The sequence below is a fragment of the Paenibacillus agaridevorans genome, from assembly GCF_018604145.1.
GTDB classification, from domain to species: Bacteria; Bacillota; Bacilli; order Paenibacillales; family Paenibacillaceae; genus Pristimantibacillus; species Pristimantibacillus agaridevorans.
In genome coordinates this window covers 937,859-953,929 of the sequence record NZ_CP075889.1, presented here as the reverse complement: position 1 = coordinate 953,929, position 16,071 = coordinate 937,859, and the positions used below count along the sequence as shown (strand labels likewise).

Genomic DNA, 16,071 nt, shown 5'->3' with positions numbered 1-16,071 from the left:
ACTAAATTAGGGTCTTGCCAAATGTCTTCCAAATAGCTTGCACTATCTCAAGAGCTCGTCGGCCAGAGCCGACAAGGCAACCGGCCGCTGATCTCCCGTCGCCATCTCCTTAAGCATGATCTCGCCGCGGACAAGCTCATCGTCTCCCAGAATAGCCGTGAACCTTGCGCCCAGACGGTCCGCCGACTTCATCTGCGCCTTCATCTTGCGTCCCTGGTAATCCCGCTCGGCTCGAATGCCCCGCGCGCGAAGCTGGTAGACCGTCTTCGATACTTCGCGTTCGGCGGCTTCCCCAAGGGCGACAACGTAAACGTCGATGCCGTTAAGCTCCGGCAGCTCCGTATTCTGGTGTTCCAGCAGCAACACCGTACGCTCCAGGCCGATGCCGAAGCCTACGCCCGGCTGATCGGGACCGCCGATGTCCGCGACCAGACCGTTATAACGTCCGCCGCCGCCGACCGTATCGATGGCGCCGATGCCTTCCGCTTTGAACTCGAACGCCGTGTGGGTGTAATAGTCCAGTCCCCGAACCAAACGGTGATTGATCTCGAACGGAATGTCCATATCTGTTAGACATTGCTGCACTTTCTCGAAGTGCGTCCGACATTCGTCGTCGAGACTGTCCAGTATGGAAGGCGCATCCGTAAAATGTTTCTGATCCGTCTTGCAGTCCAGCACCCGGAGCGGATTACGATCCATCCGGGATTGACAATCCTTGCAGAGAATTTCGCGCATGGGCTCCAGAAACGCCAGCAGCCGTTCGCGGAACGCCGCGCGAATCTCCGGAGTACCCACGGAATTCACTTCGACGCGAACGCCCTTTAAGCCAACCTCCGTATAGAAGCTGTAACCCAAAGCGATAACCTCCGCATCCAGCGCGGCGTCTACTGCTCCGATCGCCTCTACGCCGAACTGGTGGAACTGGCGGTAACGTCCCGCCTGTGCCCGCTCGTACCGAAACATCGGACCGATATAGTACAGCTTCGACAAATCCGGCTCGCCGAACAGCTTGTTCTCCACGTAGCCGCGAACGACTCCCGCCGTTCCCTCCGGCCGGAGCGTCAGACTGCGGTCGCCGCGGTCGATGAAGGTGTACATTTCTTTTTCGACGATATCCGTCGTCTCCCCGACTCCCCGCTGGAACAGCTCCGTCGATTCGAACATTGGCGTCCGGATTTCTCGGAAATTGTAACGTCGGCACAGCTCGCGAGCTTTGCCCTCAACGAATTGCCATCTCTCGACCGCGCCCGGCAGGATATCCTGCGTGCCCGGCGATTTCTGAAATTTCATCCCGTACTCCTCCATTCTCTGTCCATCTGAAAATCAAAAAACTCCCGCCCCTCCCGGCATAAGCTGCCGCAAGGGACGAGAGTTGTAGCTCCCGTGGTACCACCCACATTCCGAACCATGTCTTCGCGCAAGTAACCGCCTGCCATGATTCTCTCCAGGACGGGTAACGACCGTCAAACGCATGTACGGCTATTGAGGCACCATGTACGGAGCTAGCGGCAATGCCGCATGTCGTGGGTGTCCGTTCGCCGAATGTTCTCGGGGAGGTTCTTCATACCACCGGAATAAGGACGCTTGCAGCCATGGCGTCCCTCTCTGCGTACTCCAAAGAGGAATTACTTTGTCCCGTCATCGAATCCATATGACAATAATAGTTGTAATTTTACCTTCCCGCAGGACATAAGTCAAGAGATCGAATAAAGACGCATTACATCAACACTTGTCCATCTTTCTGCAATCGTTCGCGCAGCTTCCCGTAATCCACTGCCTGAACGGACGCATCTGCTTCCAGCGCCAGCGCCGCGGCCGTTGCCGCCGATTGGCCCAATACCATGAATACCGGCTCCATGCGAATCGAACCGTATGCGATGTGGGAAGCGGACAGGCATACGGGCACAAGCAGGTTCGCGCATTGTTCTTCCTTCGGCACGATCGAGCGGTAGCTGATCGGATAAGGACCGCTCAGCTTGATCTGCACATCGCCTTCGTTTACGACGTCCCCTTCCGCGCTCACATGCCGCTGCGTGTTGTGCGAATCCATCGTGTAGGAGCCTTTCCCGATGGGGTCCGATACGGCCTGCCGCAGGAAAATATGATTCTCGTTCATAACAAATTCGCCGATCATCCGCCTGGATTCCCGGATATACAGCTGTGGCGACCAATGGTCATTCTCCACGAATTCGTCGAGGGGCAGCCCCCAAGGCGCATAGAACGAACGAATCTCCTGCGGCACGCGCTCATGATGCTGCAGCGTCCATATCAAGCCGCGCTGATGGCGCTCGTGCGCGGCGGCGATCGCCTCCCGCTCCGCATAAGAGGCTTCGGGATATTCGTCATTGTATCCGATGAAATCCGTCGAGAAACCTTTGTCATTATTCGAGTCCGTCTTGCGATTAGGCACGCTGTTCAACTTAAAGAAAATCTTCTCGCCTTGCTCGATGGCCCGGAACAACAGCTCGTAATTCCGTTCATCGTAACCTTCCGGTTGTTCGACAAAGACACGATTGAGCGGATCATCGGTCAGACACATCCGATAGCAATAGGCCTGGATGCGATGATCGCCTTGGCCGTCATCGCCGCCGGCATCCGGGTTGACGCCTGGCAGCAAGCCGCTTGCGGGGTTGCCCTTCACGACGTAAGGGTCAATCCCTCGCGGAAGTTGGTTCTTAACGGCTATTCCCGATTGAATGCCGTTATATAACTCCCCATATACCTTATTGGATTCCCGGCCAGTCGCATACGACACGCCCGCCGCCTTCATAAGGTCGCCTTCATACCCGGTATCCATGAACATCCGGCCATTGTAGATGCGACCGGATTCCATGCGGATCGAGATCAAACGATTGCCTTTCTTCACAACCGGATCGGCCGGATCAAGCCGCTCGCCTAACCTTACGTCGATGCCATATTCCTCGACCCATTCCTGGAATACGGCCAGCGCTTCCTTCGGCTCGAACAACCATGCCGCATGCTCGGAGCCATACCTGCGTCCGAGCCGCCTGTAGAAGTCGAGCGAAAGCCCGCCGATCGCGCTCTTGTCGCCGAAGTCGGTGTCGCCTAATCCGCCGCTGCTAAGCCCGCCAAGCCGATTAGTCGGCTCCAGCACGACTGCGCGCAGCCCCATCTTGCCTGCCTGCACGGCGGCAGCAAGCCCTGCGGATGTCCCGCCATAGATGACCAAATCGTAAGTCGTCATTTCCTCCCGCCTTCCGCTCTTTATTTAACGCCTTCCAGACACAATGCGATCAGATCGTCCACATGCGCCGTAGCCAGACACTCGACGGTGTCGGCGGCGCCATAATAAATTTTAACTTCACCGTATTCTTCAAGAATCATGCCGCCCGGAAAAATGACATTGTTGCGGAATCCGCCCTCCACCTCGTATGAAGCCTCGGGCGCGAGCAACGGCCCGCGATACTGCCCGATCACCTTGCGCGGATCGTCCAGGTCAAGCAGCATAAGGCCGGCGCAATACCGTTTCTTCCAAGCAGACTCCCAGCCGTTTTTGCCGCGCGACGGATCGATGTCTACCGCATGGAACGTTGTCAGCCACCCATGCTTCGTGCGTACCGGCGGCGCGCCTGGACCAACCTTGTCGTTGGCGTACTCAACGTCCTCGACACCCAGCACCAGCGACGAACGACCCCAATAGATAAGATCTGGCGACTCGGACAGCCACAGATCGAACCGGTCGCGGCCGCCCCGGCCGTACACGGGCATCGGCCTCTCCAGCCGCATATAACGGCCGCCTACCCGCTCCGGGAACAGCACCATGTTCCGATTGTCCGGCACGCTCAAACTCAATACGTCGAATTTCGCAAAATCTTCCGTCACGGCTATGCCGCCGCGCAGCCCATGCCTCGTATCCATGGCGAAGCACATATAGACTTTGCCGTCCATTACGGTCAACCGCGGGTCGTATACCCGATACACTTCCTCATCGCTCCATTGCCAGATCGGCGCGGAATGCACCTGCCAGTTAACGCCGTCGTCGCTTGTCGCCAGCCCCAGATTTGTCGTCCGTCCAGGGTACACCTCTTCTGTCTCCTCGTTGCCATAATCGTTGCGGAACACCATGACATATTTGCCTTCGTATTTCGCCACGCCGGCATTAAACACCATTGCCGGACCGTAAGGCACCTGACGGGGTGACAACACAGGATTATGGGCATGCCGATGGATGACCGGAGCAGACTTAAGTTGTCCGATCAGAGATTCTCTTGAAGAATGAATATTCATGGGGGACGCTCCCTTCTTGTCTCGAGGACCCCGACAGCGCCGGAGCCCCGAACTCTTGCTTATTTGTACACGTACCTTATTTGTTCACGTACCAGGCATTGATTTCTTGAACGACTTCTTCGCCGCCAGCGCTGTTCCATGCTTTCTGCAGGCTTGCGATGCCGTCATCCGTTACTCCGTCAACGATCATCTTGATCAGAGAGTCGTTAACCGTGGTGCCCAGTTTGGCGCTGGACGCCGAGTACTTCGGCAGAAATGGCGAGAACGCCAGCGGATCTTGGTGAGCCTGTTCCTTCGGAATATTGTTGACGATCTGGAAATTGTCGAACATCGGCTTGTTCTTCTGCAGGCGCGCTTGCCAGTAGGTTACGAAGTTCGCTTCATCCATGCCGATGACGAAGTTGCTCGCTTGTCCTCTCGTATTGGCGAAAGACGGCTCAATCGGAATATAATTGCCGTTCTCCACCTTGTAGTCCACGCCTTCTTCACCGATAAAGAGTCCTTTGAATACTTCCGGCTCCAGCAGCGCATTGATCATCTTCACCACGTCTTCGGCATGTTTGGACGACTTCGGCACGAAGGTGATTTTGTTGAATCCTCCTACTATGGTGAATCCGCTAAGTCCGTTAGGACCCTTCATCGGGGGAATGAACTGATACGCTGCATCAGGCACATTTTTTTTCAACGCTTCGTCGTAGCCCGGGATCGAAGACCAGCGCGTCCACAGCACGCCTGCGCGTCCGCTGGTGAATTTTTCGGCTGAAGTCGCGGATTTATTGGTCGCGAATTCTTTATCAAGCAATCCCTGTTCGTATAGCGAGCGTATGAATACCGTATAATTTTTTAGTTCGGGATGGCTGGAAACGTTCTCGATTTTTCCATCTATCTCATTCCAATGTCCATAGATCCCGAAAGCGCCCATGATATTGTCGATCAGGCCGGAGCTGTCCATCGTAAAGGGGATGTTGTTTTTCCCGTTGCCCCCCGGATCCTTCTCCTTGAATGCTTTCAGTACATCCATAAATTCATCCAGCGTTGTCGGCATCTCCTTGCCGACCTTCTCCAGCCAGTCGGTGCGGATAAGCAATCCGCTGCTCACGTAGCTGACATTCAGCGTCGGGATCCCGTAAATTTTCCCATCCACGGTTGCGCCGGCAAGAGACTCGGGGGAGATCGCCTGCTTAATATTAGGCCCGAACTGTTCGATCAGCGGCGTGAGATCCGTCAATGCGCCGTTCTGTGCAAAGTTAAAGAAATCCTGCTTATTCATCGCGTCGATGAAGTCGTAATCCGTGCCGGAAGCCATGATCAGATTCAGCTTATCGCTAGGCTTCTCCTGCGGCAGCATGTCGTTCTTGACTTTGTAGCCTGTCTTCTCTTCCACGTACTGATTTACCGGGTACGTGTTGTAATCTTCCTGCATGTAGTTGCGTAATCCTTTGAGCGTCGGCTTCACTTCCGGAGCCGCCTCCGAACCGGCAGGCGGTGCGCTGGCGCTTGGCTTGTTTCCGGCATTTTCATTTTTTCCGCCGCAAGCTGCCAGTACAGTCGTGAAGGATAACATCAATACGATCGTTGCCACCAGCCATTGTTTCCTTGACATGTGAACCCCTCCATGAGTTTCATTATAAATAATCCCTAAGCGCTTCACTATAGAAAGCACAAGAGGTTATTCCGCTTGGACCGGCGCCTGTGCTGCCGCCGTGGTCAACCTTTAACGGATCCGATCAGAATTCCCTTGATGAAATACTTCTGCAGCAGCGGATAGACGAGCAGGATCGGAATCGTCGAGACGATGATCGTCGCATTGCGTATGCCTTCGGGAGACAAGTTGAGCAACGAATCGATGTCCTGATTGAGCAGATTCTCGTCCGAGGCTTGTAACACGATGTCTCGCAAGTACAGCTGCAGCGGCTTCAGCGCCGGATCGTTTAAGTACAGCATCGGAGAGAACCAGTTGCTCCAATAGGCGACCGCATAGAATAAGCTGATCGTAGCAAACACGGGCGCCGAAATCGGAATGATGATGCTAAACACGATTCTCAGATTGCTCGCTCCATCAAGCTTGGCCGATTCTTCCAGGCTCTCCGGCAGATTCTCGTAATAGTTTTTCATCAGGAGCATGTTGAATACGTTGATAAGCGCGGGCAATATGAGCGAACCCAGATTGTCCATCAGATTTAGATTTTTAATGAGCAAGTAGGAAGGTACCAAGCCGCCGTTGAACAACATCGTGAAAATATAGAGCAACAAGATGAATTTGATGCCGGGCAAATGCTTCTTCGATAGCGGATATGCGGTAACGGCAGTAAATAGGACCGATCCGAGCGTGCCGACGACTGTAACATAGATCGAAACCAGGAACGCTTTCTGGAATAATTGATCTCGTATGACGAATATCATATTTTCCATCGTGAAGGCTATCGGCATCAGCCCGACTTTGCCGGATATAATCGCCCAGTTGGAGCTGAGGGACTTGGCGAGCACGTTCAGAAACGGAAACAGGCAGAGAATGGCCGAGCCGATCAGGATGATGTATACGAGCCAGATGTAAACCCGTTCGGATAATGACTGCTTTATTTTCATTGTCTTTCCCAATTTCGTCTGCCCCTTTCTACCATATGCTCTTGCCCGTAACCCGCTTGGCCAGTGCGTTGCCGCCGATGACGAGGATAAATCCGATCACCGACTCGAACAGCCCGACAGCGGTGGAGAAGCTGTATTCCATTGAGGTTAGGCCCATTCGGTAAATGTAAGTTCCAATGACATCGCCTGTCTCATAAACGGTTGGGTTGTACAGGAGCAGAATCTGTTCGGTTCCCGCTTCCAGCACGCTGCCTATCCGCAATATGAGCATGAGCACGATCGTCGAAGCAATCCCGGGCAGCGTGATCGTAAAGACCTGCTGAATGCGGCTTGCGCCATCAAGCTTGGACGCCTCGTACAATTCCGGATCGAGCCCTGCGATCGCAGCGATAAAGATGATTGCGTTCCATCCCGCTTCCTTCCATCCGGCCGTGGCTACGATTATGCTGCGGAAGTAGCTGTTGTCCATAAAAAAATTGATCGGTTCTCCGCCGAAGTAGGAGATGATTCCATTGACAATGCCGGTTTGCGGAGACATGATGTTGACGAACAAACCGGCGATGATGACCCACGACAGAAAATGAGGCAAATAAATAATTGTCTGAATCGTACGTTTGAACCACATGCGGCCGACTTCATTCAGCAAAATCGCAATGATAATCGGAATTGGAAACAGGATGACGATCTTATATAGACTGATGAGCAGCGTGTTCGTCATGATGTTTCCGAATTCATCCGAGGCGAACAGTCTCTCGAACTGCTTAAACCCTACCCACGGGCTATCGCCAATTCCTTTGAAAATGTTGAAATCCTGAAACGCGATGACCAGGCCGTAAATCGGCGTGTATTTGAATATGGCCAAAAAGACGAGTCCCGGAATCAAGAGCAGGTACAAATCGTAATTGCGCTTGATTTGCGATATCCAGTGATTACCTCTGTTCATGCTGTCCCTCCAATCCGGCGTTAGTCATGCTTGATCATAGATTCATGATACATGTCGGGATGCAGGGAGCGTGAGGTACAGATTTAAGAGGGAATAGTACAAACGTCAGGTCGGTGGGGGGATGGACGGCATGAAAAAGCTGCCCCGCCAGGTCATCTTGAGACCTTTGCGGGACAGCTTGGCATCTTGTTATTCATTTCGCTCATATTCTTCCGCCGGAAACCATATGCTGACAGTCGTGCCCCGTCCCGGCTGCGATTCGATGACCAAGCGGCCGGCGCCGCCAGTGAACAAGCGCACTCGCTCCCATACGTTATACAAGCCGTAACTGGACGAAGACGAAGAAGCGTTTAGACTGGCATACAATTGCGCGATTTGTTCCTCCGTCATGCCGATGCCGTCATCAGTCACGCGAATGACGAATGCCTGGCCTTCCGCCTCAGCCTCTACGCTGATACTCCCATGATGACCTTCTCTATTATGAACGCCGTGCATAATGGCGTTCTCGATGATCGGTTGAATCGACAGCTTCGGAATAGACCGGCCAGACAGCACTACAGGGAATTCTACCGAATAATCGAAATTGTGAAACCGCTGCTTCTGAATTTCCAGATAAGCCTTCGATAAGTTCATCTCATCTTCCAGCGGCACGATGTCCTTGCCTTTATTCAGCGTCAAGCGGAAATATTGCGCCAGCATGTTCAACATCCGGCTGATGTCGTGCGCTCCCTTGGTAAGCGCCATCCAATTGATCGTATCTAGCGCATTGTAAAGGAAATGAGGGTTAATTTGCGCTTGCAACGCTCGCAGCCTCGCCTCTTTCTCCCGTTCCTTGGCGCGATAATTGTCTTCCATCAGATGCTGGAACGTCGACAGCATATGCGTCACGCTCTTCTCAAGCCGGATGACGACGCCGTTCGGGTGAGGTATGCCTTCCTCGATCATGGCGGCGCCGCGCACTCTTAGCTGTTCGGTAATATCGCGAACTCGGTTGATCGTGCCTCGCGTCAAATGCGCGAACACGAGGAAAGCGCCGACGATAAACAGCAAGGCCAATGACAGGGCCAACACTAGCGAGAACCCGACATTAAATTGATTGCTCATCCGGCTGATCTGGCCTGCTGGCAGCAGAGAAACGACTTTCCATCCTCCTTCGCTAAGCGTATCGAATATGACGAAGTACGTTTGCGTATCCATCGTGATTTTCTCGATGCCGAATGGTTGATCGGCGATAAGCTTGAACGTTTCGGGCGGCAGCAGCGGATGATTCAGTTTCTCCGGTTGACCATGGGACACGATCATCCCGGTCGCATCCGCTACATACATGTTATGGCTATGGACGTCCAGTTCCGCCTGGTTCAGAATGGCGGCCAGATTGGCTTCCGCGACATCCAGCATAAGAATGCCAATAATGCGGCTATACGCATTCGGATCCCGGATAATGCGGGCGGAGGAGAATACGCGAGCTTCGCTTGGCGTACTGATGTAACGCTCCATATGCGTCGGAATCCATTGCACAGCGCCATTGCGCCCGACCACCTCGTCATACCAGGGCATACGGGCCGCCTGGTCCAGGCTGAAGAAATTGACATGTTCGCCCGCATACATCTTGTCGGCATTGACGTACAGCTTGATCTTCAAAATATCGCTGCCTTGCAAGCTGCGCAGCATATTGCCAAGCTTCTTCTCTTCCTCCACTTGGCTGAACCTGGTACCGCTTTGCGGATCACGAGCCAGAATTTCATACAAATCCGTATTCAGAATAAGGGCGTCGGAAATCTCCTGCACCTTGGCGAGCCGATAATCCAGATTAATTTTCACCTGCTGCACGGACTTGAGCATCGATTGGGTCACCTGACGCTCCAGAATGTCTGCCGATTTCTCGAAGTAATAATAGAGAAGACATCCTGCAGGCAGCAGTAGAACAAGCAGGTAGAGCAGCAGCATTTTGCGATAGGTGTGCCACATCAGTTGAAATCTGCGCAGCAGCATGCTCATGAACCGGCTGCACCTCCATATCCCGTCATTTAGATCGCTGCCAGAAACGAAGCCGCCGTCTGGGCGATTCGCCGGTATCCCTCCTGATTCGGATGAAGCCGATCATTCGTGAAGCTATCCAGCGTTAACTTGTTGAAGCCGCTAACCGCATATAAGTCCAGCACCGGCAATGCATATGCCTGTCCGATCGATTGAACGGCAGCCGCGTAATCCGCTAACAAGCAGCCTTTGTCGTTGCGCTTCTCGCTATCGTACCCGTCTTTGTCCCGTTGCAGCGGTGTCCACAGATTCATCCTGCAGAGCGGATAACGGGTCAGCAGCTCCTCGATCAGCGACTGGTATGCGCCGAAGAACGTGTGAATATCGAACGCGGAACCGATCGGCCGCAATGCGCCGAGCGGCATATTCAGCCGGTAATCGTTGGTCCCGGCGAAGATGGTCAAACAATCGTATGCTTGTTCCAGGCTACGGCCCATATAGACGGTTGCCCCGTCGTCCCGATCGCTGCCGGCCGTCATCGGGCACCCTCCTCGGCCGAAATTGTCGACCTTCGCGAACCCTAGCTCCGCTTGAACAAGCGGCTGGTACCCGCCGGCCGCGGTAATGCTGTCGCCCAGCGTTGCCCAGCTTGCGCCTTGCCATCTGTTGTTGCCCATTAATTCATCCTCCTGTGCAAGTCCCGGTAATCGCTTGGATTCATCCCCGTATACTTGCGGAATTGTTTGGTAAAGTAGCTCGGTTCGGCATATCCGATCGACGAGCATATTTCCGACAGCTTCTGGTCGCTGTCGGTGAGTCTTTCTTTGGCTTTCTCCATGCGCACCCTTGTGATATATTCGTTGATCGTTTCCCCGGTTTCCTGCTTGAACAAGAGACAGATGTACGTTTTGGCCAAATACACTTGCGAGGCAATATCCGCGATCGTCAGGTTGTCCGAATATCTTTCATGAATGATTCGCATGATGGCCGTGATGACTTCCGGGATCGGTTTCTCTTGACGGCTCCCGATCCGTTCGCACACTGCCGTCAGGTAGTTCTTCAGATGGAGACACATATCGTCAATCGTCTCCAGCTTCATCAGCTGAGACCAGGCATCGGATTCCCGCTCGCCGAGATCGCCCATGCGCATGCCGAACTCGGACAGAAATTGGGATGTAACGAGCAGCAGCTGCAGACAGATACGCTGGCAATCGATAAAGCCGATGCCCGCGCTTGTGCGCAATTCCGCGAACAACTTATCAAGCTGCAGCGACACCTCGCCGATGTCGCCTGTCTTCAGGACTGACGCGAAGACGGCCATGCGCTCATTGATGAGCCGGTAATCGACATCCTTCTGCGCGGCCATTACGTCGAACGTAATCACTTGGTTTTTGCCGAGGAACAATTTGCGCTCGATCGCTTCTGCCGCCATCTTGTAACTGTCGGCCAACAATCCCATATGCTCCACCGTACCGCCGACGCCGATCGTTAAGCTAATCGCCTCCGTCATTCGGCTCAGGAATCCGTTGAGGCTCCCCATCAATTCGCTCACCAGCGGGAATATGATATCTTCCCCTTCCGCCTCCGGCAGCGCGACGAGAAGTACGTATTCGCCCCGTTGATGCTCGAACACGTTGCCGGAGACGCGCGCGTCTACGATTTCCTGACAGATGTTCTGGATCGCGAATGAAATCAACTGCGTATTCTGCTCGGTCATCGTAGCGAATACGGTTCTTGGATTGTTGATGCGTATGATCAGCGCGCAGTAGGGAGCATCGTACGACAGCTTGAGATCAAGGAAATCTATGCGCTTCTCCATCGATATCCGGTCCGCATGCCCGTCGCGGATTAGTTGAATGAAGAACTTCTCCCGCAGGAGCGGAATACTTTGGTTCAGCCGGGCGTTCATTTGCTGCAGCATGTCCTTGCGGTTTTCTTCCCGCTTCGTCATCGCCATGATTTTCTCGATAACCGCGTTCAGTTCCTCCAGATTGACAGGCTTTAGAATATAATCCACCGCATCCATCTTCATTGCGGATTTCAAATATTCGATATCGTCATAGCCGCTGATGAATACAAATTTCGTATCGGGATGTTGGCCCTTCAGTCGATTTACCATCTCGATCCCGTCCATGCCAGGCATCTTCACATCGGTCAGCACGATGTCCGGCTGAATCCGGCCTGCCAGTTCCATGCCTTTGATCCCATTTTCGGCTTCTCCGGCAACTTCGATCCCGTATTCGAACCAGTTGATGCACAATTTCAGCCCGTTTCGGGTCGAATATTCGTCATCGACAATGATCAGCTTATACATGGTTTCCTCCCCGGTACAGATAAGCTTTTGTCTTTATTATATATTGAACCGACTAGGTCAAGTTTATGGAATGATGGTCGAATGTTATGTAATACAGCAAGCGCAACGCCTCGGAAGACAGAAAAAAACCTGCATACACCATGCAGGTCCAAAGTAATTTATATTTTAAAAAAGGGGGTCGAGTTCTATTATAGGTTAACGATGTTAAGCGAAAGTTAGAATTTCGTTACAGAAATATTACAATTTCGAAAGCGTTTTTAGTGTAGGCTGGAAAGGCTCAGAAACCGAGCCCTGGCCTCCTTACAAGCGGCGAACGGCCGCCTCGCTGCTGATCTTCGTTCGCGATGTCGGTCTCCAGCTCCGCCATAACGAAAGCTTCTCTCCGCTCCGGCAGCAGCAGTCCTCTGCTTGTTCGCTCCAGCCCTTGTTCCTTACGAGATTGATGCATGCGCGGTCCCCCCGAATAAGAATTGCGGCGCGGAAGCCCGAAGGCGTCCAATCTGCACAAGCCGTCTAACCCTTATTGTTGCCACACATGCCCTTGTTTTAAGCGCCGCTCTCCAAAATTAACGTGACGGGGCCGTCATTGACAAGGGAAACATCCATCATCGCGCCGAATCGGCCCGTCTCGACCTTCAGCCCGATTTCCCGCAACAGCCCGTTAAAGTAATCGTACAGCTCTTCGGCCTGCTCCGGCTTTGCCGCAGCCATGAAGTTCGGTCTTCTTCCCTTCCGGCAATCCCCGTACAGCGTAAACTGCGACACCGATAAAATGTCTCCTCCGACGTCGAGCACGGAATGATTCATTTTCCCGCCTTCATCCTCGAAGATCCTCAGTCCCGCCACCTTGTCCGCCATCCAGCGAACTTCTTCCTTGTCGTCCTCATGCGTAAGTCCGACAAGTAGAACGAGACCGTGCCGAATCGCTCCGACGGTCTCGCCCTCAACCGACACGCTGGCTTCCTTGCTGCGTTGCACGACAACCCTCATCTGTTTCAATCTCCTCAATGCTACTGCATAATTCGCTGTACGGAGTAAATGTCCTGCACCCGCTTGATCTTCTCAACGACAGATGACAGGTGATCAATATTGCGGATCAGCACCGTCATATGAATAAGCGCCATCTTATTCTTGACGGAACGTCCCGTCACCGCGCTAATATTCGTCTTGCTCTCGGAGACGGCTTGCAATACTTCGTTCAGCAATCCTCTGCGATCGTGGCCGGTAATTTCGATGTCGACGCTATAATTCGCTTCGACGGAATCCTCCCACTCCACTTCGATGACGCGGTCCGCTTCCTCGCCATCCTCCCCAAACGGAATATTCGTGCAGTCCATGCGATGCACGGATACGCCGCGCCCGCGCGTAATGTAGCCCACGATGGCGTCGCCGGGAACGGGATTGCAGCATCTGGCAAATCGGACAAGCAAGTTGTCGACGCCTTTGACGGTAACGCCGTGATTCGGCCTGCTTTTTTTGCTCGGCGCCGATGCTTTGATTTCCTTCATCTCGCCGGTGAGTTCGATCTGATTGGCCTCTTCCGCTTCCTTGCGCATCTTCTCCGTCATTTTGGTGCAGATCTGCGCGGCCGTAATGCCGCCGAAGCCGATCGCGGACATCATGTCCTCGATGTCGTTAAACGTATATTTGGCCGCCGCTTCCTGCAGCTTGTCGTCGACCATCCAAGCGGAAGGCTCCAGTCCTAGACGCTTTAGCTCACGCTCCAGCATCTCGCGGCCCTTCGCCACGTTTTCTTCCCGCTTCTCTTTCTTGAACCATTGCCGAATCTTGCTGCGGGCATGGGAAGATTGAGCGATCTTCACCCAGTCCTGACTCGGTCCGTATGAGTGTTTCGACGTCAAAATTTCGACGATGTCGCCGGTCTTTAGCTTATGATCCAGCGGCACGATTCGCCCGTTGACCTTCGCGCCGATGGTGCGATTGCCGACTTCCGTATGAATCCGATAGGCAAAATCCAGCGGCACGGAGCCTGCGGGCAGCTCGATGACTTCCCCGCTTGGCGTAAATACGAAGACGAGATCGGCGAAAAAATCCATTTTGAGCGATTCCATGAACTCCGCCGCGTCCCTGGTTTCCTGCTGCAGCTCCAGAATCTCGCGGAACCATGACATTTTGTCCTCAAAGTTGCCGTCCGGAACAATCATGCCTTCCTTGTAAGCCCAGTGAGCCGCGATTCCATATTCTGATGTACGATGCATCTCCCATGTACGAATCTGCACCTCGGTCGGCTCCCCATTAGGACCGATGACGGTCGTATGCAGCGACTGGTACATATTCGCCTTCGGCATGGCCACGTAATCCTTGAACCGGCCGGGCATCGGCTTCCAGAGTGTATGAATAATCCCTAGTGTCGCGTAACAATCTTTAATATTCTCAACGATAATACGAATCGCCAGCAGGTCGTAAATTTCATTGAACTGCTTGTTTCGCGCCGTCATTTTTTTGTAAATGCTGTACAGATGTTTGGGACGTCCGGAAATATCCCCTTCGATCCCCATCTCCTCAAGCTTTTCGCGAATGCGCGAGATCACGTCGTCGATAAATTGCTCGCGTTCCGCGCGCTTCTTTTTCATAAGGTTCGCGATGCGGTAATACTGCTGTGGATTAAGGTATCTAAGCGCAATGTCCTCCATCTCCCACTTGATGGCAGAGATGCCCAGCCTGTGCGCGATGGGACAAAAAATTTCCAGCGTCTCGTAAGCGATTCGCCTCTGCGATTCTTCCGATTGAAACTTCAGCGTTCGCATATTATGAAGGCGGTCAGCCAGTTTAATCAGAATGACTCGAATATCCTGGGCCATGGCGACGAACATTTTGCGATAGTTCTCGTTTTGCTGCTCTTCTTTGGACTGGAAGCGGATTTTCTCCAGCTTCGTTAATCCATCGACAAGCATGGCGCAGGTTTCGCCAAATTTCGCGCGGACCGTCTGCAGGTCTACTGTCGTATCTTCGACTACATCATGAAGCAGCGCCGCAATGATCGACAGTACATCCATCCCCATATCGACGAGTATATCCGCCACCGTTACCGGGTGCAGAATATACGGCTCTCCCGACTTCCGCACTTGTCCATGGTGGGCCTGCTCCGCAAAGTCGTAGGCTTCCTTGATGCGCACGAGATCCTGCTCTTTCATATATGCGGATGCCTTCTCAAGTAATTGCTCTATGCCCATGAAACGTCCCTTCCCAAATAGAAACGGCGAACCCATCCCTTCTGGATGTCCCGGCCGTTCCTCGAATAAGTGGTAGCCGATCGGTCAATCGCCGGCGACAAGCCTCATTAAAGGTTTTCTCATATTATGCCTGTAACTGTCCCGCCGCGTCAACTTCCAAGGAAGAAAAAACGACGATACCTCTCATCCCGCAACAAAAAAAGCGCCTTGAAGGGGTACCAGGCCGTTTGACCGGGTCCCGCTTCAAGGCGGAATTGAACCGTTGCTGCCCTTATTCGTATGTCATTAACGAGAAAATATCGACCCCGTCCAGCTTGGAACGGCCGGTAAGGTACGCAAGCTCGATCAGAAAGGCCGCGCCTGCAACCTCGCCGCCGAGCTGCTTGATGAGGTTGATGGAGGTCGCGATCGTTCCGCCCGTCGCAAGCAGATCATCTGCGATGAGAACACGTTGTCCCGGCGAGATAGAGTCCGTGTGCATGGCCAGTTGATCCTTGCCGTATTCCAGATCGTAGCTAGCCGTGATCGTCGCGCCAGGCAGCTTGCCGCTCTTGCGGATCGGCGCGAAGCCGACGCCTAATGCCAGCGCGAGCGGCGCGCCTACGACGAAGCCGCGCGCCTCCGGACCGGCCACTACGTCGATCTTGAGATGTTCGACAGCCGCGCGCATCTGTTCGATAGCTGCGCGATAGACGTCTCCGTCTTTGAGCAGCGTCGTAATATCCTTAAAGCGGATGCCGGGCTGAGGGAAGTCGGAAATGACCCGAATGTAGTCTTTGAAGTTATAAGTTGAACTTGTCATGGTGGAA

At 53.5% G+C, this 16,071-nt stretch carries 13 protein-coding genes; all 13 read right to left on the bottom strand.

What is annotated here, in order from left to right:
- Positions 1-42 precede the first annotated feature (42 nt).
- A complete protein-coding gene (hisS, locus tag KJW29_RS03815; protein WP_087566478.1) occupies positions 43-1,290 on the bottom strand; it encodes a histidine--tRNA ligase in 1,248 nt (415 codons plus the stop codon).
- A gap of 427 nt (positions 1,291-1,717) precedes the next feature.
- Positions 1,718-3,205, bottom strand: coding sequence for an FAD-dependent oxidoreductase (locus KJW29_RS03810; protein WP_214628804.1), 1,488 nt, complete (start codon positions 3,203-3,205; stop codon positions 1,718-1,720).
- 20 nt (positions 3,206-3,225) lie between these two features.
- Entirely contained in the window at positions 3,226-4,248 is a 1,023-nt protein-coding gene (locus tag KJW29_RS03805; RefSeq protein WP_214628803.1) for a glycoside hydrolase family 130 protein, read from the bottom strand.
- Positions 4,249-4,324: 76 nt separating this feature from the next.
- A complete protein-coding gene (locus tag KJW29_RS03800; RefSeq protein ID WP_214628802.1) occupies positions 4,325-5,851 on the bottom strand; it encodes an extracellular solute-binding protein in 1,527 nt (508 codons plus the stop codon).
- A gap of 104 nt (positions 5,852-5,955) precedes the next feature.
- Positions 5,956-6,846 carry a carbohydrate ABC transporter permease gene (locus KJW29_RS03795; protein ID WP_214628801.1) on the bottom strand — a complete coding sequence of 297 codons (891 nt, stop codon included), beginning with the start codon at positions 6,844-6,846 and terminating at the stop codon, positions 5,956-5,958.
- Positions 6,847-6,862: 16 nt separating this feature from the next.
- Positions 6,863-7,777, bottom strand: coding sequence for an ABC transporter permease (locus KJW29_RS03790; protein WP_214628800.1), 915 nt, complete (start codon positions 7,775-7,777; stop codon positions 6,863-6,865).
- 189 nt (positions 7,778-7,966) lie between these two features.
- Positions 7,967-9,775 carry a cache domain-containing sensor histidine kinase gene (locus tag KJW29_RS03785; RefSeq protein WP_214628799.1) on the bottom strand — a complete coding sequence of 603 codons (1,809 nt, stop codon included), beginning with the start codon at positions 9,773-9,775 and terminating at the stop codon, positions 7,967-7,969.
- A gap of 29 nt (positions 9,776-9,804) precedes the next feature.
- Complete coding sequence (locus KJW29_RS03780) at positions 9,805-10,431, bottom strand: SGNH/GDSL hydrolase family protein (RefSeq protein WP_214628798.1); 627 nt, start codon at positions 10,429-10,431, stop codon at positions 9,805-9,807.
- Positions 10,431-12,068 (bottom strand): response regulator transcription factor, encoded by a 1,638-nt coding sequence (locus KJW29_RS03775; RefSeq protein ID WP_214628797.1) that lies wholly within the window; start codon positions 12,066-12,068, stop codon positions 10,431-10,433. The genes KJW29_RS03780 and KJW29_RS03775 overlap by 1 nt, the downstream gene beginning before the upstream one ends.
- A 277-nt stretch (positions 12,069-12,345) precedes the next feature.
- On the bottom strand, positions 12,346-12,516 hold the full coding sequence (locus tag KJW29_RS03770; RefSeq protein ID WP_179215355.1) for a hypothetical protein: 171 nt from the start codon (positions 12,514-12,516) through the stop codon (positions 12,346-12,348).
- Positions 12,517-12,614: 98 nt separating this feature from the next.
- Positions 12,615-13,058 carry a D-aminoacyl-tRNA deacylase gene (dtd, locus tag KJW29_RS03765; protein ID WP_214628796.1) on the bottom strand — a complete coding sequence of 148 codons (444 nt, stop codon included), beginning with the start codon at positions 13,056-13,058 and terminating at the stop codon, positions 12,615-12,617.
- 20 nt (positions 13,059-13,078) lie between these two features.
- Positions 13,079-15,262 carry a RelA/SpoT family protein gene (locus KJW29_RS03760; protein WP_087566488.1) on the bottom strand — a complete coding sequence of 728 codons (2,184 nt, stop codon included), beginning with the start codon at positions 15,260-15,262 and terminating at the stop codon, positions 13,079-13,081.
- Between the two features lie 271 nt (positions 15,263-15,533).
- Positions 15,534-16,064: an adenine phosphoribosyltransferase gene (locus KJW29_RS03755; protein ID WP_108993605.1), complete on the bottom strand. Its 531-nt coding sequence runs from the start codon at positions 16,062-16,064 to the stop codon at positions 15,534-15,536.
- Positions 16,065-16,071: the final 7 nt, after the last annotated feature.

Coding starts and splice junctions, on each gene's coding strand:
- KJW29_RS03780 (WP_214628798.1), bottom strand. CDS start 10,431: ATGGGCAACAACAGATGGCAAGGCGCAAGCTGGGCAACGCTGGGCGAC.
- KJW29_RS03805 (WP_214628803.1), bottom strand. CDS start 4,248: ATGAATATTCATTCTTCAAGAGAATCTCTGATCGGACAACTTAAGTCT.
- KJW29_RS03755 (WP_108993605.1), bottom strand. CDS start 16,064: ATGACAAGTTCAACTTATAACTTCAAAGACTACATTCGGGTCATTTCC.
- KJW29_RS03800 (WP_214628802.1), bottom strand. CDS start 5,851: ATGTCAAGGAAACAATGGCTGGTGGCAACGATCGTATTGATGTTATCC.
- KJW29_RS03770 (WP_179215355.1), bottom strand. CDS start 12,516: ATGCATCAATCTCGTAAGGAACAAGGGCTGGAGCGAACAAGCAGAGGA.
- hisS (WP_087566478.1), bottom strand. CDS start 1,290: ATGAAATTTCAGAAATCGCCGGGCACGCAGGATATCCTGCCGGGCGCG.
- dtd (WP_214628796.1), bottom strand. CDS start 13,058: ATGAGGGTTGTCGTGCAACGCAGCAAGGAAGCCAGCGTGTCGGTTGAG.
- KJW29_RS03810 (WP_214628804.1), bottom strand. CDS start 3,205: ATGACGACTTACGATTTGGTCATCTATGGCGGGACATCCGCAGGGCTT.
- KJW29_RS03785 (WP_214628799.1), bottom strand. CDS start 9,775: ATGAGCATGCTGCTGCGCAGATTTCAACTGATGTGGCACACCTATCGC.
- KJW29_RS03760 (WP_087566488.1), bottom strand. CDS start 15,262: ATGGGCATAGAGCAATTACTTGAGAAGGCATCCGCATATATGAAAGAG.
- KJW29_RS03775 (WP_214628797.1), bottom strand. CDS start 12,068: ATGTATAAGCTGATCATTGTCGATGACGAATATTCGACCCGAAACGGG.
- KJW29_RS03790 (WP_214628800.1), bottom strand. CDS start 7,777: ATGAACAGAGGTAATCACTGGATATCGCAAATCAAGCGCAATTACGAT.